We start from the raw sequence: 20,397 nt of genomic DNA on the forward strand, positions 1-20,397 counted from the left end.
GCCCGTCATCCGTGATGAAGGGATGCCATGGGAAAGCATGGGAAGCAATGGGCTTCTGGGGGGAAAGATGAGGTGCCGGATCAGGCCCATTAGAACGTGAAGCGAACACAAATTCGAAGCCATTGATTCGTGGTCAGCTTTTAGTTGAGCGGAAAGATTCCTACACAAGATGTTGTGGCGGCCGGGGTGTGGCAGGATAGCTGCAGATTAGCCCGTGCAAGGGAAAAACAGCCGCGACTCACTTTGAAATGCTCGTTACGGCCCTTGTGATCACAGCTTTTCACGGGTGCGAGATTCGGATTTGGTGTGCCGGGCGAAAGGCGTCCCGTGCTTTCCCGGGCCGTGTCCGCGCGGCTTTCCCGCGCTTTCCCAGAAGGCCGCTCAGGCCATCCCGCCCCGGACCAGCCGTTGCGCGAGATCGGCATAGGCATCAGCAATCGGCCCCTGCCCCAGGGCCACCGGCTGGCCCGAGTCGCCCCCGAGTCGCACCGACAGGTCCAGCGGCACCGAACCGAGGAAGGGCAAGCCGCGCGCCTGCGCCTCGGCGGCGACCCCGCCATGGCCGAACAGATGCGCCTCGTGCCCGCAGTTCGGGCAGACATAGGACGACATGTTCTCGACCAGCCCCAGAATTGGGGTCTTCAGCTTGTCGAACATGTCGATGGCGCGGCGGGCGTCGATCAGCGCCACGTCCTGCGGGGTGGACACGATGATGGCACCCGTCACCGGCGCCTTCTGGCACAGGCTCAGCTGGACGTCGCCGGTGCCGGGGGGCAGGTCCACCAGCAGCGCGTCAAGCTCGCCCCATTCCACCTGGTTCAGCATCTGCTGCAGTGCGCCCATCAGCATCGGGCCGCGCCAGACGACGGCCTCGCCTTCCTTCATCATCAAGCCCAGCGACATCATGGTGACGCCATGGGCGCGGATGGGAATGATGCGGTCGTTCTCGCTGCGGGGGCGGTCGGTCACGCCCAGCATCCGGGGCTGGCTGGGGCCGTAGATGTCGGCATCCAGCACCCCCACCCGCCGCCCGGCGCGGGCCAGCGCGACGGCGAGGTTCGTCGTCAGCGTGGACTTGCCGACCCCGCCCTTGCCCGAGCCGATGGCAAGGATGCGGTCCACGCCGGGAATTGCCTCCGGGCCGGCCTGCGGTGTGGGGTGACGGCCGAGCTTCAGGCTGGGGGGGGCGCCTGCGCCGGGGTCCGCCCCCTGACCAGAGCGGGCGGTGACCTGCGGCGCGCGGCCGGCCTGCGCGGTGGTGACGATGCGGACCCTTGAAAACCCGAGAGCGCGCAACCGCGCCTCGGCATCCTTGCTTGCGCTGTCCAGCGCACGGGCAAGGACCGCATCCGGGGCCTCGATGACGAAGCTCACCTCATCATCCGTGATGGTCAGGGCGCGCACAAGGTCGGCATCGACGAGATTGCTGCCGCCCGGAACGGGGATGGCCGAAAGTTCCTGCATGACCCTGTCGCGATTCGCCGTCATCCTGCCGCCCATCCTTCTTGCTGTCCTTGGGGCGATATAGGCGCTGGCATCTGCGGGAACCAGACGCCGGGAAAATGCTGCTTTGCAGCATTAAGAAAAAAGTTCCTGATTTCCGTTGCGTCACACACATAGGTGATACATCTTCCGATTGTATGATAACAAGTTTCTGCGAACTTCTAGGAAGCGAACAACCCTGAGGCGGTTCAACCATGCGTCTGCAGCATAACAGATAGGCGGAAAAAGCCGTTGTGCATTTGCAGCAACCGGGCCATCTTACGGACATGGATCGCAGCCGACCTCCTCCCCGGTAGCGATCCGATTGCAACGCCGCCCTCTCCTCCTCCCTGGGCGCGTTGTCGGCGGCGACCCCTCTCCTCCTCCCCGGGGTCGCCGCTTCCTCTCTTTCCATCGGTGACAGCGGCGGCTAGGCACGCGCCATGTTGTCCTATCAGCACGCCTTTCATGCCGGGAACCTGGCGGATGTGCACAAGCACGCGCTGCTTGCGACCGCATTGGCGCGGCTGACCGGGAAGCCCAAGCCCCTCAGCTATATCGAGACCCATGCCGGCCGCGGGCTTTACAACCTGCGTGCCGAAGCCGCACTGAAGACCGGCGAGGCGGAAGTGGGCATCGTCAGGGCGCTGTCCTCGGGCTGGCTGCCGCAGGACCACCCCTTGCGCGAGGCGCTGGCAGCCATCCGTGCGCAGCATGGCCCCGATTCCTATCCCGGTTCTCCGCTGATCGCAGCGCATTTCCTGCGGCCGCAGGATGCCGCCCATCTGGCGGAACTGCACCCGGCCGAACAAGCCGCGCTGGCCGAGGTCGCCGGTTTCGCGCGCCTTCACCATCAGGACGGCTTCGCCATGGCCAACGCCCTGATTCCGCCGACGCCCCGGCGCGGGATGCTGCTGGTGGACCCGAGCTACGAGGTCAAGCCCGACTATGACCGCATGTCCGACTGGATCACCCGCATGGCGCGCAAGTGGAACGTCGGCGTGATCGCCCTGTGGTATCCGGTCCTGACCGACGACCGCCACCGCCCCATGGTCGGGGCGCTGGCCGCCACCCATCCGCAGGCGCTGCGGTCCGAGGTGCGCTTTCCCCCGGCCCGTCCGGGGCATGGCATGGTCGGATCGGGGATGTTCGTCATCAACCCGCCCTATGGGCTGGATACCGAGGCGGACCGTCTTGCCGCCCTTTACGCGGGACTGTAGCGCAGCATACCGGCCCGTCCGCCGCCCCCGTCCGAGGGGTGATGCACCCCGTCAGAAACCGGCAGTTCAAGGAAATCGAAGGGACTCACCACGTCCAGGCAGGCGGCGCTGACGGCAACCTGCCCCGGCACCGATCGGCGCTCGTGATGGGTGTTGATGCCGCAGCACCGGCAGAAGTGATGCGCCGCGACCCCGGTGTTGAAGCGATAGGTCGCAAGGCGATCAGCGCCCGAGAGCAGTTCGAACCCGCCCTCGGCAACAGTGACCGAGATGCTGCCCCGCATCCGGCAATAGGAGCAGTCGCAGCACCGGGCCGAGGCGAGGCCCTCGGCCAGCCTCACCCGGAAACGCACCGCCCCGCAATGGCAGCCGCCCTCGGCCGCGGCGAGGTCCAGAGGCGGGCCGCCGGGACGCAGGCGGACGCCGTCACTCACCCTGCACCCGCAGGATGCGGGTTTTCCGGATCACGCGGCGCAGCCGGGCACGGGTCTCGGGCGGCTCTTCGGCCAGGGCACCCAGCATTGCCTGCATCTCTCCCTTCAACCCGTTCAACTGGTCGATGAGCGACAGCACCAGCGCAAGCCCATCAGGGTCGAGCCGGAAGATCTCTTCAAGGTCCACGGCAAGCTGCAGGCGGGCCGCGTCGATCTCGCGGAAGCGCGGCTCGGCCGCGCCCAGGACGGGCTGGACGATCCCCGCCTCGGTCAGCACCGCAAGCGCCTCGTCCGAGAGTTCGGGGATCAGCGCGAGGATCTCGTCCCGGGTCATCGAACGGCGGGTCATCGTGCCTTCCCTCCCTGCGCGCGGGGATCATAGGCGTGATCCTTGCGCCAGTTCTCGACAAAGCGGGCCAGCCCGTCGTCGATCTTCGGCGGCATGACCACGCGCAGTTCCACATGCTGGTCGCCGCGCCGGCCGCCCGCGCCCGCCAGCCCCCGTCCGCGCAACCGCAGCTTCTGCCCCGAGGAGGCGCCCCGCGGGATCGTCAGCATCACCGGCCCGTCGATCGTGGGCGCCTCGACCTTGCCGCCCAGCACCGCCTCGTCCAGCGAGATCGGCAGCACCGTGGTCACGTCGTCGCCCTCGCGCCGCCAGTCGGGATCGTCGCGCACGGTGATCGCCAGCAGCGCGTCCCCCGCGGGGCCGTTGCCCATCCCGGCGCCGCCCTTGCCGCGCAGCCGGATGGTCTGGCCGTCGCGGGTTCCGGGCGGGATCGTCACGTCCAGCACATTGCCGTCCGGCAGGGTGATGCGCGTGGTGCCGCCCCGGGCCGCGGTCATGAAATCGACCTCCAGCGTATAGCGATGGTCCTGCCCGCGCATGTCGAAGCTGCGGGCGCCGCCGAAGCCGGCCTGCCGGGTGCCGCGCCCGCCTTCCCCGAACAGGTCGGCGAAGACATCCGAGAAATCGCCGTAATGCGCCTGCCCGCGATACGGATTGTCGGGCGATTCCGAGAAATCGCGGTAATAGCGGCGCTGCGGGCGTTCCTGCCCCTGGGCATCGATCTCGCCCCGGTCGAATCGGGCGCGCTGATCGGGGTCCTTCAGCAGGTCGTAAGCCGCCGAAGCCGCCTTGAAGCGGTCATGCGCCTTCGGATCGTCGGTCAGGTCCGGGTGATCGGTCTTGGCGATCTTGCGATAGGCCTTCTTGATCTCGGCGTCGCTTGCCGTCTTCGACACACCCAGCGCGGCATACGGATCGTCCGCCATCTGCAACCCCTTGCTATCCCTGCTTCAACGCCCCGCGGCGCGCCCGGTTTCCCTGCACGACCCTGCCCTGCCCGGCAAGGGCCGCATGGCGGTTGGCCGCGAATCCGCTTGACGCATGGCCTTGGTGGCCCTAAATCGCCCGCACCTCTCGCGGGATGCTTGGGGCGGAGTAGCTCAGTTGGTTAGAGCAGCGGAATCATAATCCGCGTGTCGGGGGTTCAAGTCCCTCCTCCGCTACCACAATCGCTTGTCATGCAGGCCTCGCGCGATCACCTCCTCCTGAACCTGCGAGACTTGAATGACGCAAGCGACGCACAGGCCGGCAAGCTGGAGCGTGGTGGCAACCGTGCGTGCAAGCGCCCCTGTCTGCAACCTCTTCGCCCGCCATTATCTAGCCAGAGGCGCACGTCAAGTCTTCCTGTTCCATGACGACGCGTCGGTGGCCTGCAATGTCGCGCTCCACGGGGTCCGGAACACCGTCTGCCAAGGTCGATGGTGGAGGCGAGGCCGGCCGGACGCGCTGGAGGATCGCCAGGTCCACAACGCAACAAAAGCCAAGGCCTGGTGCGAAACGGACTGGCTCCTGCATTGCGACGTGGATGAACTGATCTGGTCCGCGCAGGATGTGGGCGAAGTGCTGGGCCTGATCCCCGATGACGTCGGCGGCATCGTCATCAACACCGCCGAGGCGGTCTATGCCGCCCCGCCAAGTCAACACACAATGTTCAGGACGCCTTTCTTCAAGTTCTTCTTCGACGAACGGGGAAGGCCGAGAGCCTATCGCGCCATCTCGCAGCAGGCCTATGGCGATCTTTGGAACGCTTCAAAATATGGCTTGTGGGGGCATATCCTCGGCAAGTCCTTCATCCGGGCAAAGGCGGATGTCGGACGCATGCCTTTGCACCACAAGAAGCAGGAGCGGATCAACGGCTTTCTGATGCGGCAGCAGGCGCCGCAATTGGTGCTGCGGCACTACGACACGCTATCGCCCGAGATGTGGAAGGAAAAGCACCTGCGGCGCATCCGCAGCGAGGTCTCGGTTCCGATGGCAGGACGGTTCAGAGAGCGTCAGCAGGCACTGATCGCCGAGGCGGAAGCAAGGGACGGCAATGCGGGCCTCGACCAGCTTTACCTGCGAATGTCCACGCTGCCGCCCGGCATCCTGGCGGAATGCCTCACCGAAGGCTTCGTGCGGGTGATCCGGCCCGAGGCGCATCTGCTTGCCCAGGACCACAGCTGACGACTGTGAAATGAAAACGCCGCCCGAAGGCGGCGTCCGCAGCTTCTTGGTCGTCGCCGCTCACTCTGCCTTGTCGGCGGGCCTTGCATTCAACTGGCCGTAGTTCTGGGCACCGATCTCGTCCATCAGCGACAACTGCGTTTCCAGAAAGTCGATATGGCCTTCCTCGTCCTCGATCAGGTCGTCGAACAGGGATTTCGACACCTGGTCGTTCACCTGCGAGCAATGCTGCCGCGCCTCGAGATACAGGTTGCGGGCCTCATGCTCGGCGGCGAGGTCCGCTTCGAGCGTTTCGCGCAGGTTCTGACCAATCCGCAGCGGGTCCAGCTTCTGCAGGTTCGGATGCCCTTCAAGGAAGATGATCCGCTCGATCAGGCGATCGGCGTGATGCATTTCCTCGATCGATTCCTCGCGCGACTTCTTGGCGATCCGGCCATAGCCCCAGTCGTCCTGCAGGCGGTAATGCAGCCAGTACTGGCTGACGGCCGTCAGCTCGGACCTGAGCGCGGCATTGAGATACTCGATGACCTTCGGATCACCCTTCATGGACAGCCCCTCTGCTTTCAGACCGCCGCCCGCTGCCGCAATCCGCGCAGAACCGCCGGCACCTGCCTTGGGTCTGCATCGACGGCAAAGCCATCGGCGGCGCGCATCGTCGCGACGAACAGTTTCATGCACCCGCCGCAATCCGCGCGCTTGCCGAGCGCGTGGTAGATCTTGCCGGGCGTCACGATCGTATCAGCATCCGAGGCGCGCATCCAGCCGACCGCGGCGCGGATCTCGCCATCGGTGATCCCCATGCAATGACAGACGATCATCGGGCTGTTTCCTGTTGTCCGATCGTGGCAGGGGCCGGGAAGCCGGGGGAAAGGATGACAGGGTGCATGGGGCCGGGCTTTCGTGGGTGGCTGGGCATGCGGGGGGCGTCCCCAGTCACTTGGTCAGGATCAGCTTTCCGGCGCGCGTGATTCGCAGCGTATAGATCTGATCGGCCAGCGCGATCTGGGCCAGATGCCCGCCCGCGGTCAGGGCCGTCGCGTCATGCAAAGGGGCCTGCAGCCGGACCTGGACAGGCGTGGGGTCGTTACCATGGAAGGTGAGGTCGTTCATCTGAGCCTCCAACTTAAGTGAGCTTTTCGCTCGGGTATGTCAGAGTGTTTACGTCAGGATTGACCTCTGTCAATACGATTCCTTCACTTAGGTACAGCGCTCTGGGCGGGAGATTACAACTTTCCCCTACAGGAATACAAATAGTTGACAAGAAATGTCAGAGTCTGTTTGGACCGCAGGGAATGCGGCTTTGCCGCTCAGCAAGGTTTGTTCCATGATGTTTGCCCTTCCTCGCGCTGCCCTGCTCCGGCTTTCGCTTGCGCTTGCCGTTGCTGCCGGAAGTGGCGCGCCTGCCGCGCTGGCGCAGGATGTTCCCTTGTCCCCCGCGCCGCAGGTGGTGCCCGCGCCTGTGGCGACGACGCCCGCTGCGCCCTCCGCGCCGCAGGTCGCGCCCCCTGCGGCCATCGCGGCGGGCGAGCCCGGCACCGCCGCCTCGCCGTCCATCGGAACAGATGCGCCTGCTGCCGATGATTCGACCGAGCCGGACTCGAGTCCTCTCGGGGCGATCCCGGCCCATGCGCTGCCCCATGACCTGTCGCCGATGGGGATGTACCGGCAGGCCGACATCGTGGTGAAGGCGGTGATGATCGGCCTTGTCTTCGCCTCGATCGTCACCTGGACGGTGCTGATCGTGAAGATGATCGAATACCTGACGGCGATGCGCGCCATAAACCAGGGCGCACGCCGGATCGAGGCGGCCGCCAGCCTGCGCGCCGCCTTGGGCTCGGCCGACGGGCGCGGCCCCGAGGACCGGATGCTGCGGGCGGCGGCGCGCGAGCTGAACCGATCTGCCGAAGGGTTGTCCACCGACGGGGTGCGGGAACGCATCGGCTCGCACTTGGGCCAGATCCAGGCACGGGCGGCGCGGCACATGGGGCGCGGCACCGGGGTTCTGGCCACCATCGGCTCGACCGCGCCCTTTGTCGGACTGTTCGGCACCGTCTGGGGGATCATGAACAGCTTCATCGGCATTTCCGAGGCGCAGACGACCAACCTCGCCGTGGTCGCGCCGGGCATCGCCGAGGCGCTGCTGGCGACCGCCCTCGGCCTTGTCGCGGCCATCCCGGCCGTCGTCATCTACAACTTCTTCGCCCGCGCGATCACCGGCTACAGGTTGCGCCTGAACGAAACCGCGGCAGGGGTCGACCGGCTGGTCAGCCGCGACCTTGACCGCGCGGCGGCGGGGTTCGCGGTCTGATGGCGGGGGGCATCCGGAACCAGCCGAATGGCGACGACGATCTGGTGGAAAACCACGAGATCAACGTCACCCCCTTCATCGACGTGATGCTGGTCCTGCTGATCATCTTCATGGTGGCGGCGCCCCTGTCCACCGTGGACATCAACGTGGACCTGCCGGTGTCGAACGCGCCGGTATCCGGTCGTCCCGACACGCCCGTCTGGCTGACGGTGGGACCGGACCTGACGCTGTCGCTGGGCAACGAGACGATCGCCCCCGACGCGCTTGCGGCCGAGCTTGCGGAGGCGACCGGGGGCGACCTCGAAACCCGTATCTACCTGCGAGCCGACCAGGCGGTGGCCTATGGCGACCTGATGGAGGTGATGAACCGCCTGCGCGATTCGGGCTACCTGAAGATCGCCCTGGTCGGAATGAACCGCGCCAGCGCACCGCCGGCGGCGCTGGCGGCAACGCCATGAGCGGCGGGCGCCTAGGCAACGCGGGGGCGTGGCTGGCGGTGGGCGCGCTGGTGCTGTCGGCCCATGTGGCGGCCGCCGCCTGGGCCATGCGTCAGCCCGGCCAGCCCCTGCCCGCCGTGCCTGACGCGATCCTGCTGGACCTCGCCCCGCCGCCTGCGGGCGAGGAGGCGCCGGAGACCGACGCCAACGAAGAAACTGCCGACCCGCCACGGGAGTTCACCCCCGAGCCTGTCGATCCGCTGCCCCCGCCTGATTTCTCTGAACTGGTGCCGCCGGAACCCGAATTCGTCCCACCCGGGGTCGAGCCGCTGACGCCCCCCGATTTCGCCGAGATGCCCCCCCCCGAGCCGGTGCCGGAGTTCGAGCCCCCCCCGGTCGTGCCCCTGCCTCCGCCCGACTTCGCCAGCCTCACGCCGCCGCCCGAGGCCACCCCCGCCGCCGTCCCCCCGCCGCCTCGCCGCCCCGAGCGGCTGATGCGGCGCGAGGAAAGACGGGAAGAACCGCGAGAGGAACGCCGTCGCGAAGCCCGGCGCGCGCCCGAACAGCCCCCCGCGGAACGCAGCGATCCGCGCCGCGAGCAATCCCAGCCGTCGCGTTCGGGCCGGCAGGGCCGCGGCGCGGAAAGCGGCGCGCGGCAGGCTCCCGCCACAGCAGCCGGCGCCTCTCGGCAGGCACAGGCCAGTTGGGAACAGCGCGCCGGCGCCACGGTCAGCCGGCACATGAGCCGCACCCGCATCCGCGGCAAGGGCGGCACCGTGCAGGCCACCGTGACTGTCAGCGTAGCCGCCAACGGCGCCACCAGCGCCCGGCTGGCGCGGGGAACCGGCGATCCCCAGATCGACGCGGCGCTTGCCCGACAGGCGGCCCGGATGCCGGGCCTGCCGCCGCCGCCCACCGGCCGGTCCTTCCAGTTCACCCAGCCCATCGCGATCAGGCTGCGGTGACAACTGCGGCACGGGCCGGAGCGCGCCGAGGGGCTGTGCGGGATCTGTCCCTCGCAGGCGCTGAAAACCGCCCGCAAGGCACGGGCGCTTGAAGGCCGCGTCTTGCGGAAGCGGCGGCTGCTCAGCCTTCGGCGGCGGGCACCCTTTGCAGCAGCGGCATCAGGTCGGCCATCTCGGGGCCGTGATCCATGCCGGTCAGGGCCTTGCGCAAGGGCATGAACAGCCCCTTGCCCTTGCGGCCCGTGGCGGCTTTCACCGCGCCCGTCCATTCACCCCAGGTCGCTCCGGTCCAGGGACGGGCGGGCAGCATCGCCAGCGCCTGCGGGATGAACTCGGCGTCCTCGGGGTCGATCAGTGGCTGCGCGCCGTCGCGCATCAGGCTCCACCACTCGCCCAGATCGTCCAGCTTTGTGATGTTGGCCCGCGCAACCGACCAGAACCGCTCGGCAATGTCGCCGGGCACGCCCATGGCGGCGATCCGGTCGCGCACCGCCTCGAACGGCAGGTGCTGGTTGCGCTCGCGCGTCAGCGGCCACAGGTCCTCGGCGTCGAACTTGGTGGGCGAGGCGCCGAACTGCGACAGGTCGAAGCCCTCGGCCAACTCGTCAAGGCTCATCCGCAGGGTCACCGGCTGGTTCGACCCCAGCCGCGCCATCAGGGACAGCAGCGCCTCGGGGGCGACGCCCTGCTCGCGCAGGTCGCGGAGCGACAGGGTGCCCAGGCGCTTGGACAGTTCCTCGCCCCCCGGGCCGGTCAGCAGCGAATGGTGTGCAAAGCGCGGGGGTTCCCCGCCCAGCGCCCGGATGATCTGGATCTGCGTCGCGGTGTTGGTCACATGGTCCGCGCCGCGCACGATGTCGGTCACGCCCATGTCCACGTCATCGACCGAGGACGCGAAGGTATAAAGCACCTGCCCGTCATGCCGGATCAGCACCGGGTCGCTGACGGAGGCCGCGTCGATCGACACGTCGCCGATGATGCCGTCGGGCCACTCGATCCGCTCCTGGTCCAGCCGAAAGCGCCAGTAGCCCTCGCGCCCCTCGGCCCGCAGCCGCTCACGGTCCTCGTTGGACAGCGCAAGCCCGGCGCGGTCATAGACCGGCGGTTTCCCCATGTTGAGTTGCTTCTTGCGCTTCAGGTCCAACTCGGTCGGCGTCTCAAAGACCTCGTAAAGCCGTCCGGCCCCGCGCAGCGCATCTGCGGCCTCGGCATAGCGGTCCAGCCGGTCGGACTGCCGCTCGGTCCGGTCCCATTGCAGCCCCAGCCATTCCAGATCGCGCTGGATGCCGTCGGCATATTCCTGCTTCGACCGCTCGCGGTCGGTGTCGTCCAGCCGCAGGATGAACGTGCCGCCGGTTTTCCGGGCGATCAGGTAGTTCATCAGGGCGGTTCGCAGGTTGCCGACGTGGATATGGCCGGTCGGCGAGGGCGCGAAACGGGTCGTGGTCATCGGCGTCTCCTTGATCCGCCCGCTCTTTCATACCGGGCGATTCTTGTCCATATCGGGGCCTGACCGCCACGACCCGGAGACGTCATGACCGACTGGACCGAGGCCACCGCGCCCTCCGCCGCCGATATCGAGGCGCTGGCACGCGAGGTTCTGGCCGGCCTGCCCGCCGAGTTCGCCGGCCCCGCCGCCCAGGTCATCCTGCGGGTCGAGGACTTCGCCGGCGAGGACGTGCTGGACGAGCTTGAGATCGACGACCCGCTGGAGCTGACCGGGCTTTACGACGGCGTCCCCGAGACCGAGAAGATGGCGAGCCAACCCCAGCATTTCCCCGACACGGTCTGGCTGTTCCGCCGGGCGATCTTGGACGAATGGGCCGAACGCGGCGACGTGGCGCTAGGGGCGCTGGTCCGCAACGTGGTGATCCATGAATTCGCCCATCACTTCGGCTGGTCTGACGGCGACATCGCCAGCATCGACAGGTGGTGGGAATGATCGTCACGCCCCAGCCGCAGGTCCCGATCCTGACCGTCACCCTGAACCCGGCGCTGGACATCGCCACCAGCGCCGAGAAGGTGGTGCCTGACCTCAAGCTGCGCTGCGAGGCACCGGTCTTCGACGCGGGCGGCGGCGGCATCAACGTCAGCCGCGCCATCGCGCTGATGGCCGGGCAGTCCACGGCGGTGGTGGCTCTGGCAGGCCACAACGGCAAGCGGATGCGGGATCTTCTTCTCTGCGAGACGGGGCTTGAGATCCTGCGCCTGGAGGCGCCCGCCGAGACGCGGCAGTCCGTATCGGTCATCGACCGCAGCACCGGCGAGCAGTTCCGCTTTGTCCTGCCGGGGCCTGAGTGGCAGGAGGACGATGTGCGCGAGGCGCTGGACGCGGTGGCCTCGGCCGCGCCCGAGGACGGCATCCTCGTCGTCTCGGGATCGAACCCGCCGGGCGTTCCGGCCGAGTTCCCGATCCTGCTGGCCGAGCGGCTGAACGGCCGCGACACCTGCCTGTTCGTGGACACCTCGGGCAAGGCGCTGGCCGCCGCCGCCTCGGGCCGGGCCGGTCCCATCGCGGTGCTGCGGATGGACGACGCCGAGGCCGAGGGGCTGGCGGGCCGCGCCCTGTCCCGGCGGCAGGACACTGCCGACTTCGCGTCGAGCCTCGTGCAGGCGGGCGCCGCCCGTGCGGTGATTATCGCGCGGGGATCGGACGGCAATATCGTCGCGAACGCGCAGGGACGCTGGCACGCCGAAGCTCCGAAGGTCGAGGTCGTCAGCAAGGTCGGCGCGGGCGACAGCTTCGTCGCGGGCTATGCGCTGGCGGTCGCCCGCGGCATGGCGGAACCCGACGCGCTGGCGCTGGGCGCCGCCGCCGCGGCGGCGGCGGTGATGACGCCCGCGACCGATCTCTGCCGCGCCGAGGATGTCGAGCGGCTTTACGCGGAACGCGTCGTCACCGCCATCTGATCGGCCCGCGCCAGCCCTGAACCTGCTATTCGCTTGACCTTTGCAGGGGGGTCCGGTTGAAGCGGCGCGTATTTCTCGCACAGACCGGGGTCCCGAAGGATGGACGACAACAACCGCAACCTGATCCTTGCCATGGTGCTGTCGGCACTGGTCATGATCGGGTGGTATGCCTTCTTCGCGCCGCCTCCGCCCGAGCCCGTGGCCCCGGCCACGGTGACGCAGACGGCGGCCGGGACGGTCCTGCCGGATGCGCCGGCCGGGCAGGCGCCTGCGCCGACGCTGATCGGGGCGGCCGACGATCCGGTGCTGACCGCGCCACGGGTGCAGATCGAATCGCCCTCGCTCAGCGGCTCGATCTCGCTGGCGGGGGGCCGGATCGACGACATCCTGCTGACCGGCTACCGCGAGACGCTGGACCCGAACTCGCCCTTCGTGCGGCTGATGTCGCCGACGGCGCAGCCGCGGGTCACGACCGAGGGCACGCCCGTCGCCCCCGGCGCGAACCCGGAAATCGTGGTGCAGAAGCCCTATTACGCCGTCTACGGCTGGATGCCCGGCCCCGGCGTGGACCCGGCGCTGGTTCCCAGCCCCGCGACGCAATGGACGGTGGAAAGCGGCGAGACGCTCGCTCCCGGCCAGCCGGTCACGCTGGCCTGGGACAACGGCGCGGGCCAGATCTTCCGCCGCAGCTTCGAACTGGACGACCGCTACCTGTTCACCGTCACGCAAAGCGTCGAGAACCTGGGGACCGCGCCCTTCGTGGCCGCGCCCTATGGCATCCTCGCCCGCCACGGCCAGCCCGACACGCAGAACTTCTTCATCCTGCACGAAGGTGCGGTCGGCATGAGCGACGGCCAGCTGCTCGAGGCCAAGTACAAGGACATGGCGAAGTTCGACGCGGCCGGACAGGAAGGTCCCGCCGAGATCACCCAGGTCACGGAAAACGGCTGGGTCGGCTTCACCGACAAGTACTGGATGACGACGCTGATCCCGGCGCCGGGCCAGCCCTTCACCTCGGTCGTGAAATACGCGCCGGGCGCCGACATCTACCAGGCCGAGACGCGCCTGCCGATGCAGACGGTGGCAGCAGGCACGCAGCTTTCCTCCTCCAGCTACCTTTTCGCCGGCGCCAAGGAGTGGGAGACGATCAATGCCTACCAGCAGACCAAGGGGATCGACCGCTTCGTCGATTCGATCGACTGGGGCTGGTTCTACTTCCTGACCAAGCCGATCTTCCGCCTGCTGCACTGGTTGAATGGCGCCATCGGCAACATGGGCTGGTCGATCATCGCGCTGACCTTCATCCTCAAGGCGCTGGTATTCCCGCTGGCCCGCAAGTCCTATGTCTCGATGGCCCGGATGCGCGAGCTTCAGCCCGAGATGGAGGCGATCAAGGAGCGCACCGGCGACGACCGGGCGAAATACCAGCAGGAGGTCATGGCGCTGTACCGCAACGCCAAGGTGAACCCGGCGGCGGGCTGCCTGCCCTTGCTGCTGCAGATTCCGATTTTCTTCGCGCTGTACAAGGTGATCTTCGTCACGCTGGAACTGCGCCACGCCCCTTGGGTCGGCTGGATCCGCGACCTTTCCGCGCCGGATCCCTCGTCGCTGCTGAACCTGTTCGGCATGCTGCCCTGGGACGCGCCGGCGCAGGGAACGATGCTGCACTCGCTGTCGCTGCCGGTGCTGGCGATCATCCTCGGCATCTCGATGTGGATGCAGCAGAAGCTGAACCCGGCACCCACCGACCCGGCGCAGAAGATGATCTTCGCCTGGATGCCCTGGATCTTCATGTTCATGCTGGGCGGCTTCGCCTCGGGGCTGGTGCTCTACTGGATCACCAACAACGTGATCACGATCATCCAGCAGTACGGGATCATGTCGATGCATGGCCACCGCCCCGACCTGTTCGGCAACATCCGGTCGGGCATACCCAAACGCAGCCCGAAGAAGTGAGCGCGCGGCTCGCCCAAGTCTTCCGCTATCCGGTCAAGTCGGCCGGCGGAGAGGCGCTGGCCGAGGTCGCCCTGACCGCAGGCCAGCCCCTGCCCGGCGACCGCCGCTTCGCGGTGATGCACGCGGCGGCGGTGCAGCATCTCGACGGCGAGGAACTTCGCCGCTGGCTGCCCAAGTCCGCATTCGTGCGCGGGGTCGCCTCCGCGCGCCTGCAGGCAATCAGCGGCGGCTGGGACGGCGACCATCTGGCGCTGTCGCATCCCGATCTGCCCCCGCTGCGCTTCGATCCCACGCGCGACGAAGCGGCGCTGCTGGACTGGCTCTCGCCCTTGTGGGCGCCCAGCGGCAAGGCCCCGGCCGCGAAGCTGGTCGAGGCTCCGCAGGCGCTGACCGACGTGAACCACCCGTGGCTGTCCGTCCTGTCGCTGTCCTCGCTGCGCGATCTGGAGGAGCGGCTCGGCCAGCCCCTGGGCACCCATCGCTGGCGGGCCAACCTGTGGATCGACGGCTGGGACGCTTACGCCGAACGCGACATGCAATTGCACCGCATCCGCATTGGCGGGACCGTGGTGCTGAAGCTGACCGAGCGGATCGGCCGCTGCGATGCGACCAGCGTGGACACCGACACCGGACGGATCGACGTGGACATGCCCAAGGCGCTGCAGGACCGGTTCTGGCACCAGGACTTCGGCATCTACGCCGAGGTTCAGACCGGCGGCACCATCCGCCCCGGAGACGAGGTCGAAGTCCTGTGAAGGTTTCCTTTCCCCCTGCCCCCGAGCTTGAGGCTGAGGCCGCCGAGGCCGGGCGCCTGCTGTTCGCCGGCCCTGTCGATTTCATCAAGGGCGTGGTTGGCATGGACGGCCTGCCCCCAGCCGACCGCCCCGAAGTCTGCTTCGCCGGGCGGTCCAATGTCGGCAAGTCCAGCCTCATCAACGCGCTGACCGGGCGCAAGGGCATCGCCCGCGCGTCCAACACGCCGGGACGGACCCAGGAACTGAACTTCTTCGCCCTCGGCGAGCGCGGCTACCTGGTGGACCTGCCCGGCTATGGCTACGCGCAGGCCCCTGTGGCGGTGGTGCAGAAATGGCAGGCGCTGCTGAAGCAGTATCTGGCCGGCCGCCCGAACCTGCGCCGGGCCTTCGCGCTGATCGACGCGCGCCACGGCATCAAGCCGGTGGACCACGAGATCATGACGCTTCTGGACCGTTCTGCCGTGCCCTTCCAGGTGGTCGTGACCAAGGCCGACAAGATCGGTCGCGGCACGATGGAGCAGACGCTGGGGCAGATCGAGGCCGAGCTGCAGAAGCACCCCGCCGCCTATCCCGAACTGGTCGTCACCTCCTCGGAAAAGGGCGAGGGCATCCCGACCCTGCGCGCGATCATCGAAGGGCTGACCTGAGGGTCAGCGCAGTTCCAGCAGGTCGCGATAGCGCCGCCACAGCAGCAGCAGGCCCGTGACCAGCGTCAGCAGTGAGACGGTGACCACATAACGCTCGCTGACATAGTCGGCCGGATAGACGCCGTAGATGCCGCGCCGCATCAGGCCGACAATATGCACGATCGGGTTCCACCACAGGATGTCGCGCACCATGGATGGCATCACGTCATAGGTGAAGAAGATTCCCGACATCAGGAACAGCGGCCGGGTCAGGATCGACCAGGCCCGTTCCCAGACCGGAAAGCGTGACACCAGAAAGCAGTTCAGCGTCCCGATTCCCGCCCCCAGCAGCGCTGCCAGTGCCAGCGCATGCAGCACGACCGACACGTCGATCACCAGCGGGATGCGCTGGACGATGGCGATGCCGCTGACAACCACGGTGAAGACGATCACATGCAGCACGCTGTTCAAGATCAGCCGCGCGACCAGCGCATCGACAAAGGTGACTGCCGGATAGGCCAGCAGCGGGCGCGAGAAGCGCAGGCTCTGCGCCATCTTGCCCGCAATGTCATGATACATCTGGAAGGGGATGTAGCCCGAGGCATAGAACAGCGGAAAGCTGGTTCCCAACAGGGGGTTGGTGTTCCCCAACGCGTACTGGAAGACCAGCGTCAGCAGGGCGATGCCCAGGATCGGATCGGCCAAGGCCCAGACATAGCCTCCGGGCGAGCGGCCATAGGTGGTCGCGATCTCGCGCAGGATCAGCGCCACGACGGTGCGGACCATGCGGAACAGCCCGTTCGACGGCGCCCGCGGTCGGGCGGGTGGGACTGGCGTCGGCTTTGAGGGCTGGGGGGTGTCGGACATTTTACTGCTGAGGCTGGCGTTCGATGGCACGGCTCTGTAACAACTGCCCGTAATTTGGAAGCAGCGAAAGCCCATATGGCCAGCGATCGTCCGCAACCCGCCCCCCAGGCCGAGCCGCCGGGCCAGAGCCGCCCCGCCGCCCCCGCGCAAGCGACGCCGCCCAACGGCCCCGCATGGCCGGGGGCTCCGGGGGCGCAGGGCGCCGCATCCACGCCCGCCAATACGCCCAAGACCGAACCGGCTTCTGCCCCGCCGCAACCCTCGGGGAAACCGGCTTCGAAACCCGCGCCGGCCGCAGCAGAGGCCGGGAAAGCCGCGGAGTCTGCCAAGCCGCAGGCGGCCAGCCCCGCCGCGAAACCGGCGCCCGTGTCCCCTGCCGCCGCGCCCCAGGCGGCCCAACCCGCAGTGCAGCCCGCTGGCGGCACGGCGGCGGCCAGCGCGCCGCCCAAGGCTGCGGCACAGCCCGCCCCGGCGGCCACGCAGCCGAAACCTGCCGCGCCCGAGCCGACGCCGGGGCGCCTGATCCCGGCCGACGCCGCGACCGCCGCCGCAGCCGCGCGCGCCGCGGCAGCCCGCCCGGCACCCGCGCCTGCGCAAGCGCCGGCCACCGCGGCCCAGCCTGCGTCTGTTCCAGCCGCTCCGCGTCCCGTCGCGCCGCCGCCGGCGCCCCGGCCCGCCTCGCCCCCGCCCCCAGCCGTTCCGCCCCAGGCCGCGGTTTTTCCCCCGGTCGCCGAGCCTGCGCCGGTCGCGCGGCCGAAGCGCCGGCACTGGGTGCTGCTGTTCAGCCTGTTCCTGCTGGTGATCCTGCCCACGGCCCTCTGGGGCGCCTATCTGTGGACGCGGGCGACGGACCAGTTTTCCTCGACCGTCGGCTTCTCGGTCCGGCGAGAGGAAGGCACGCCCTCGATCGACATGTTCGGGGGCATCTTCGGCGGCAGTTCCTCGGGCACGGCTTCGGACACCGACATCCTTTACGAATTCATCCGCTCGCCCGATCTCGTGCAGCGGACGGACGAGACGCTGGACATCCGCGCGATGTTCTCGCGCAACTGGCCGCAGGACTTCGTCTTTGCCTTCAACCCCGAAGGCACGATCGAGGACCTGACCAACTACTGGCGGCGGCAGGTCAGTATCTACTACGACGATTCCTCCGGCATCATCACCGTCAAGGTCAGCGCCTTCACGCCCGAGGATGCCAAGGCCATCGCCGACACGGTCTTTGCGGAAAGCGAGCGGGTGGTGAACAGCCTGTCCGAACACGCCCGCCGCGACGCCACCACGCAGGCCGAGGCCGAACTGGAGAAATCCCGCGCCGTGCTGACCGAGGCGCGCCAGGCGATGACCGCCTTCCGCGTCCGCACCCGCATCGTTGATCCGACCATCGACCTGGGCGCGCAGATGACGGTGATGACCACCCTGCAGGGCCAGCTGGCCGAAGCGCAGGTCGCGCTGGACCAGTTGCGCCAGAACGCCCGCGCTGGCGACCAGCGGATCGTCCAGGCCGAGCTGCGGGTCGCCTCGCTGGAAAACCAGATCGAGCAGGAGCGCGACAAGTTCGGCGGCGACACCCCCGACGGCGAGAATTACGCCGAGATGATGGCGGATTACGAACGCCTGAAGGTCGATCTGGAATTCGCGGAAGGGATGCACCAGTCCTCTCGCATCGCCTATGAATCCGCCCTTGCCGCGGCCCAGCGGCAGACACGCTACCTGGCCGCCCACATCACCCCCACCCTCGCGCAACGATCGCTGGAGCCTGCGCGGCCCTGGCTGCTGGCGCTGGGGGCGGGGATGGCCTTTCTGCTGTGGTCGATCATGATCCTGGTCTATTACAGCGTGCGCGACCGGCGCTAAGGCAGCGCGATGATCCGGCTCGAGAACCTGACAAAGATCTACTACGCCAATGGCCGGCGTAAGGTGGTCGCGGACGGGCTGAACGCGGTGTTCCCGACCGGCGCCTCGGTCGGGCTTTTGGGCCGCAACGGGGCGGGGAAATCGACGCTGCTGCGGATGATCGCGGGAACGGCGCTGCCGACGACGGGCAGGATCGTCTCGGACGGCTCGATCTCCTGGCCGGTGGGTTTCGCAGGCAGCTTCCACCACGAGTTGACGGGGGCGCAGAACATCCGCTTCGTCGCCCGCATCTACGGCGTCGACACGGACGGGCTGGTCGATTACGTCGCCGATTTCGCCGAATTGGGCGACAGCTACCACATGCCCTTCGGCACCTATTCCTCGGGGATGAAGTCGCGGCTGGCGATGGGATGCAGCATGGGCATCCATTTCGACACCTACCTCGTGGACGAGGTGACCAGCGTGGGCGATGCCGAGTTCCGGGAAAAGTCGCAGCGCGTCTTCACCGACCGGATGCAGCGGTCCTCGGCCATCGTGGTCAGCCATTCGATGCCGATGATCCGGCGGCTGTGCAACATGGGCGCGGTGCTGGACCGGGCGCGGCTGACGGTCTTCGACAAGATCGACGACGCCATCGCCTACCATGAACATGTCATGGGCGTGCCGGATACGGTCGGCGACTAGCCCGCCAGCAGGGCCGAGATTTCTGCCACCTTCGCCGCGACAAGCGCGGCGTCGCCGCGGGATTCCACGTTCAGCCGCACCACCGGCTCGGTGTTGGACCGGCGCAGGTTGAAGCGCCACTCCGGGTATTCGAGGCTGATGCCGTCGGTGTCGTCCCGCGCGATGGCCTGCGCCTGCATCGCCGCCAGCACGCGGGCAAGGCTCGCGTCGGGATCGGACAGGCGGAAATTGATCTCTCCCGAGGACGGGAAGGCCGCCATGCGGTCCCCCACCAGCCGCGACAGGGGCTGGCCCGAGCGGCTGATGAGCTGGGCCACCAGTGCCCAGGGGATCATGCCGCTGTCGGCATGGGCGAAGTCGCGGAAATAGTGATGCGCGGACATCTCGCCGCCATAGACCGCGCCGCTTTCCCGCATGGCCTGCTTGACGAAGGCGTGGCCGGTTTTCGATTGCACCGCCTCTCCCCCCGCCCGGGCGATGATGTCGCGGGTGTTCAGAACGACCCGGGGATCGTGGACGATGCGGGCGCCGGGATGGCGGTCGAGGAAGGCCGCCGCCAGCAGCCCCACGACATATTCGCCGGGGATGAAGCGGCCCGTCTCGTCAAAAAGAAAGCAGCGGTCGAAGTCGCCGTCCCAAGCGACGCCGAGATCGGCGCCATGCGCCAGCACCGCGTCCGAGGTCATCGGCTGGTTTTCCGGCAGCAGCGGGTTCGGGATGCCGTTCGGAAAGCTCGCGTCCGGCTCGTGGTTGATGCGGACGATCTCCAGCCGCGCACCGCGCCGGGCGAGTTCCGCCGCGATGGCGTCGAAGGCGGGACCGGCGACGCCGTTCCCCGCGTTCACCAGCGGCTTCAGCGGGCCAAGCGCCGGGGCCTCCACGAAGTCGCAGACGCGGCGGGCATAGTCGGCGCGGGTTCCGCTTGCGTCCGTCACCCGGCCCCGAGCAGTCTCGGGAAACTCGCCCGCCTGCGCCACCTGCGCCAGTTCGGCCAGCTCGGTCGCGGGGTCCAGCGGCGCGGCCCCGCGCTTGACCAGCTTCATCCCGTTATAGTCGATGGGGTTGTGCGAGGCGGTGACCTCGATGCCGCCATCCGCGCCCAGGTGATCGGTGGCGAAATACATCTCCTCGGTGCCGGCGAGGCCAAGGTCCAGCACCTCGACGCCGCCCTCGACCAGCCCGCGCATCAGCGCCGCCACCAGCGCGGGCGAGCTTTCCCGCCCGTCGCGCCCCACGACCACCCGCCGGGTACCCGGACGCATGGCAAAGGCGCGGCCCACGCGCCAGGCGACATCCTCATCCAGTTCGTCGCCCAGGCGGCCGCGCAAATCGTAAGCCTTGAAGCAGGTGATGGTGCGGGCGGTCATGGGCGTTCTCCTTTGGC

Annotated in this window: 22 protein-coding genes and 1 tRNA gene; 13 read left to right on the forward strand and 10 right to left on the reverse strand. The window is 68.1% G+C overall.

What is annotated here, in order from left to right; genetic code table 11:
• Positions 1–381 precede the first annotated feature (381 nt).
• A complete protein-coding gene (locus H5395_RS02910; RefSeq protein ID WP_182791030.1) occupies positions 382–1,488 on the reverse strand; it encodes an Mrp/NBP35 family ATP-binding protein in 1,107 nt (368 codons plus the stop codon).
• A gap of 437 nt (positions 1,489–1,925) precedes the next feature.
• Between H5395_RS02910 and rlmJ the strand changes: the two genes are divergently transcribed.
• Positions 1,926–2,702 (forward strand): 23S rRNA (adenine(2030)-N(6))-methyltransferase RlmJ, encoded by a 777-nt coding sequence (rlmJ, locus tag H5395_RS02915; protein WP_182791031.1) that lies wholly within the window; start codon positions 1,926–1,928, stop codon positions 2,700–2,702.
• Here rlmJ and H5395_RS02920 read toward each other — a convergent pair.
• The 3 genes from H5395_RS02920 to H5395_RS02930 are packed head-to-tail and all read right to left on the reverse strand — an operon-like array spanning position 2,687 to position 4,411.
• The gene (locus H5395_RS02920; RefSeq protein WP_370576356.1) at positions 2,687–3,136 is read right to left on the reverse strand and encodes a GFA family protein; all 450 of its coding nucleotides are present in this window, start codon (positions 3,134–3,136) and stop codon (positions 2,687–2,689) included. The two genes, rlmJ and H5395_RS02920, sit on opposite strands and share 16 nt — an antisense overlap.
• Positions 3,129–3,485, reverse strand: coding sequence for a chaperone modulator CbpM (locus H5395_RS02925; protein ID WP_182791032.1), 357 nt, complete (start codon positions 3,483–3,485; stop codon positions 3,129–3,131). Before H5395_RS02925 ends, H5395_RS02920 begins: the two co-directional genes overlap by 8 nt.
• Entirely contained in the window at positions 3,482–4,411 is a 930-nt protein-coding gene (locus H5395_RS02930; protein WP_182791033.1) for a DnaJ C-terminal domain-containing protein, read from the reverse strand. Before H5395_RS02930 ends, H5395_RS02925 begins: the two co-directional genes overlap by 4 nt.
• 163 nt (positions 4,412–4,574) lie before the next feature.
• On the opposite strand from H5395_RS02930, the gene H5395_RS02935 reads away from it, so the two are divergent.
• A tRNA-Met gene (locus H5395_RS02935) sits at positions 4,575–4,651 on the forward strand.
• Positions 4,652–4,709: 58 nt separating this feature from the next.
• Entirely contained in the window at positions 4,710–5,651 is a 942-nt protein-coding gene (locus H5395_RS02940) for a glycosyltransferase family 2 protein (RefSeq protein ID WP_182791034.1), read from the forward strand.
• Positions 5,652–5,711: 60 nt separating this feature from the next.
• Here the strand turns inward: H5395_RS02940 and bfr are convergent, their stop codons facing one another.
• The 3 genes from bfr to H5395_RS02955 form a co-directional block, all read right to left on the reverse strand.
• Entirely contained in the window at positions 5,712–6,197 is a 486-nt protein-coding gene (gene bfr, locus H5395_RS02945; RefSeq protein WP_182791035.1) for a bacterioferritin, read from the reverse strand.
• Between the two features lie 17 nt (positions 6,198–6,214).
• On the reverse strand, positions 6,215–6,469 hold the full coding sequence (locus H5395_RS02950) for a bacterioferritin-associated ferredoxin (protein ID WP_182791036.1): 255 nt from the start codon (positions 6,467–6,469) through the stop codon (positions 6,215–6,217).
• 115 nt (positions 6,470–6,584) lie between these two features.
• Positions 6,585–6,761, reverse strand: coding sequence for a hemin uptake protein HemP (locus tag H5395_RS02955; protein ID WP_182791037.1), 177 nt, complete (start codon positions 6,759–6,761; stop codon positions 6,585–6,587).
• Between the two features lie 214 nt (positions 6,762–6,975).
• On the opposite strand from H5395_RS02955, the gene exbB reads away from it, so the two are divergent.
• The 3 genes from exbB to H5395_RS02970 are packed head-to-tail and all read left to right on the forward strand — an operon-like array spanning position 6,976 to position 9,361.
• Positions 6,976–7,959, forward strand: coding sequence for a tonB-system energizer ExbB (gene exbB, locus H5395_RS02960; protein WP_182791038.1), 984 nt, complete (start codon positions 6,976–6,978; stop codon positions 7,957–7,959).
• Positions 7,959–8,417, forward strand: a complete 459-nt coding sequence (gene exbD / locus H5395_RS02965; RefSeq protein WP_182791039.1) for a TonB system transport protein ExbD — start codon at positions 7,959–7,961, stop codon at positions 8,415–8,417. Before exbB ends, exbD begins: the two co-directional genes overlap by 1 nt.
• A complete protein-coding gene (locus tag H5395_RS02970; RefSeq protein ID WP_182791040.1) occupies positions 8,414–9,361 on the forward strand; it encodes an energy transducer TonB in 948 nt (315 codons plus the stop codon). Before exbD ends, H5395_RS02970 begins: the two co-directional genes overlap by 4 nt.
• 121 nt (positions 9,362–9,482) lie before the next feature.
• On the opposite strand, the gene gltX is transcribed toward H5395_RS02970, so the two are convergent.
• Entirely contained in the window at positions 9,483–10,811 is a 1,329-nt protein-coding gene (gene gltX, locus H5395_RS02975) for a glutamate--tRNA ligase (protein WP_182791041.1), read from the reverse strand.
• 84 nt (positions 10,812–10,895) lie between these two features.
• Between gltX and H5395_RS02980 the strand changes: the two genes are divergently transcribed.
• From H5395_RS02980 to yihA, 5 genes are all read left to right on the forward strand, one after another.
• Positions 10,896–11,303 carry a metallopeptidase family protein gene (locus H5395_RS02980; protein ID WP_182791042.1) on the forward strand — a complete coding sequence of 136 codons (408 nt, stop codon included), beginning with the start codon at positions 10,896–10,898 and terminating at the stop codon, positions 11,301–11,303.
• The gene (locus tag H5395_RS02985) at positions 11,300–12,271 is read left to right on the forward strand and encodes a 1-phosphofructokinase family hexose kinase (RefSeq protein WP_182791043.1); all 972 of its coding nucleotides are present in this window, start codon (positions 11,300–11,302) and stop codon (positions 12,269–12,271) included. Before H5395_RS02980 ends, H5395_RS02985 begins: the two co-directional genes overlap by 4 nt.
• Before the next feature lie 99 nt (positions 12,272–12,370).
• Positions 12,371–14,227, forward strand: a complete 1,857-nt coding sequence (yidC, locus tag H5395_RS02990) for a membrane protein insertase YidC (RefSeq protein ID WP_182791044.1) — start codon at positions 12,371–12,373, stop codon at positions 14,225–14,227.
• The gene (locus H5395_RS02995) at positions 14,224–14,982 is read left to right on the forward strand and encodes an MOSC domain-containing protein (protein WP_182791045.1); all 759 of its coding nucleotides are present in this window, start codon (positions 14,224–14,226) and stop codon (positions 14,980–14,982) included. The genes yidC and H5395_RS02995 overlap by 4 nt, the downstream gene beginning before the upstream one ends.
• Positions 14,979–15,629 (forward strand): ribosome biogenesis GTP-binding protein YihA/YsxC, encoded by a 651-nt coding sequence (gene yihA / locus H5395_RS03000; RefSeq protein ID WP_182791046.1) that lies wholly within the window; start codon positions 14,979–14,981, stop codon positions 15,627–15,629. Before H5395_RS02995 ends, yihA begins: the two co-directional genes overlap by 4 nt.
• 3 nt (positions 15,630–15,632) lie before the next feature.
• Here the strand turns inward: yihA and H5395_RS03005 are convergent, their stop codons facing one another.
• A complete protein-coding gene (locus H5395_RS03005; RefSeq protein WP_182791047.1) occupies positions 15,633–16,394 on the reverse strand; it encodes an ABC transporter permease in 762 nt (253 codons plus the stop codon).
• A gap of 156 nt (positions 16,395–16,550) precedes the next feature.
• On the opposite strand from H5395_RS03005, the gene H5395_RS03010 reads away from it, so the two are divergent.
• Entirely contained in the window at positions 16,551–18,329 is a 1,779-nt protein-coding gene (locus H5395_RS03010) for a capsule biosynthesis protein (RefSeq protein ID WP_182791048.1), read from the forward strand.
• A 9-nt stretch (positions 18,330–18,338) separates the two neighbouring features.
• Positions 18,339–19,013, forward strand: a complete 675-nt coding sequence (locus tag H5395_RS03015; RefSeq protein WP_182791049.1) for an ABC transporter ATP-binding protein — start codon at positions 18,339–18,341, stop codon at positions 19,011–19,013.
• Here H5395_RS03015 and H5395_RS03020 read toward each other — a convergent pair.
• Entirely contained in the window at positions 19,010–20,380 is a 1,371-nt protein-coding gene (locus H5395_RS03020; RefSeq protein WP_182791050.1) for a phosphomannomutase, read from the reverse strand. The genes H5395_RS03015 and H5395_RS03020 overlap by 4 nt on opposite strands.
• Positions 20,381–20,397 lie beyond the last annotated feature (17 nt).

This window comes from Paracoccus sp. MC1854 (assembly GCF_014164635.1).
GTDB lineage: Bacteria > Pseudomonadota > Alphaproteobacteria > Rhodobacterales > Rhodobacteraceae > Paracoccus.

Bases quoted from the DNA above. Each gene is read 5' to 3' on its own strand.
- H5395_RS02910 (WP_182791030.1), bottom strand. From the start codon at position 1,488: ATGACGGCGAATCGCGACAGGGTCATGCAGGAACTTTCGGCCATCCCC.
- rlmJ (WP_182791031.1), top strand. From the start codon at position 1,926: ATGTTGTCCTATCAGCACGCCTTTCATGCCGGGAACCTGGCGGATGTG.
- H5395_RS02925 (WP_182791032.1), bottom strand. From the start codon at position 3,485: ATGACCCGCCGTTCGATGACCCGGGACGAGATCCTCGCGCTGATCCCC.
- H5395_RS02930 (WP_182791033.1), bottom strand. From the start codon at position 4,411: ATGGCGGACGATCCGTATGCCGCGCTGGGTGTGTCGAAGACGGCAAGC.
- H5395_RS02940 (WP_182791034.1), top strand. From the start codon at position 4,710: ATGACGCAAGCGACGCACAGGCCGGCAAGCTGGAGCGTGGTGGCAACC.
- bfr (WP_182791035.1), bottom strand. From the start codon at position 6,197: ATGAAGGGTGATCCGAAGGTCATCGAGTATCTCAATGCCGCGCTCAGG.
- H5395_RS02950 (WP_182791036.1), bottom strand. From the start codon at position 6,469: ATGATCGTCTGTCATTGCATGGGGATCACCGATGGCGAGATCCGCGCC.
- H5395_RS02955 (WP_182791037.1), bottom strand. From the start codon at position 6,761: ATGAACGACCTCACCTTCCATGGTAACGACCCCACGCCTGTCCAGGTC.
- exbB (WP_182791038.1), top strand. From the start codon at position 6,976: ATGATGTTTGCCCTTCCTCGCGCTGCCCTGCTCCGGCTTTCGCTTGCG.
- exbD (WP_182791039.1), top strand. From the start codon at position 7,959: ATGGCGGGGGGCATCCGGAACCAGCCGAATGGCGACGACGATCTGGTG.
- H5395_RS02970 (WP_182791040.1), top strand. From the start codon at position 8,414: ATGAGCGGCGGGCGCCTAGGCAACGCGGGGGCGTGGCTGGCGGTGGGC.
- gltX (WP_182791041.1), bottom strand. From the start codon at position 10,811: ATGACCACGACCCGTTTCGCGCCCTCGCCGACCGGCCATATCCACGTC.
- H5395_RS02980 (WP_182791042.1), top strand. From the start codon at position 10,896: ATGACCGACTGGACCGAGGCCACCGCGCCCTCCGCCGCCGATATCGAG.
- H5395_RS02985 (WP_182791043.1), top strand. From the start codon at position 11,300: ATGATCGTCACGCCCCAGCCGCAGGTCCCGATCCTGACCGTCACCCTG.
- yidC (WP_182791044.1), top strand. From the start codon at position 12,371: ATGGACGACAACAACCGCAACCTGATCCTTGCCATGGTGCTGTCGGCA.
- H5395_RS03005 (WP_182791047.1), bottom strand. From the start codon at position 16,394: ATGGTCCGCACCGTCGTGGCGCTGATCCTGCGCGAGATCGCGACCACC.
- H5395_RS03010 (WP_182791048.1), top strand. From the start codon at position 16,551: ATGGCCAGCGATCGTCCGCAACCCGCCCCCCAGGCCGAGCCGCCGGGC.
- H5395_RS03015 (WP_182791049.1), top strand. From the start codon at position 18,339: ATGATCCGGCTCGAGAACCTGACAAAGATCTACTACGCCAATGGCCGG.
- H5395_RS03020 (WP_182791050.1), bottom strand. From the start codon at position 20,380: ATGACCGCCCGCACCATCACCTGCTTCAAGGCTTACGATTTGCGCGGC.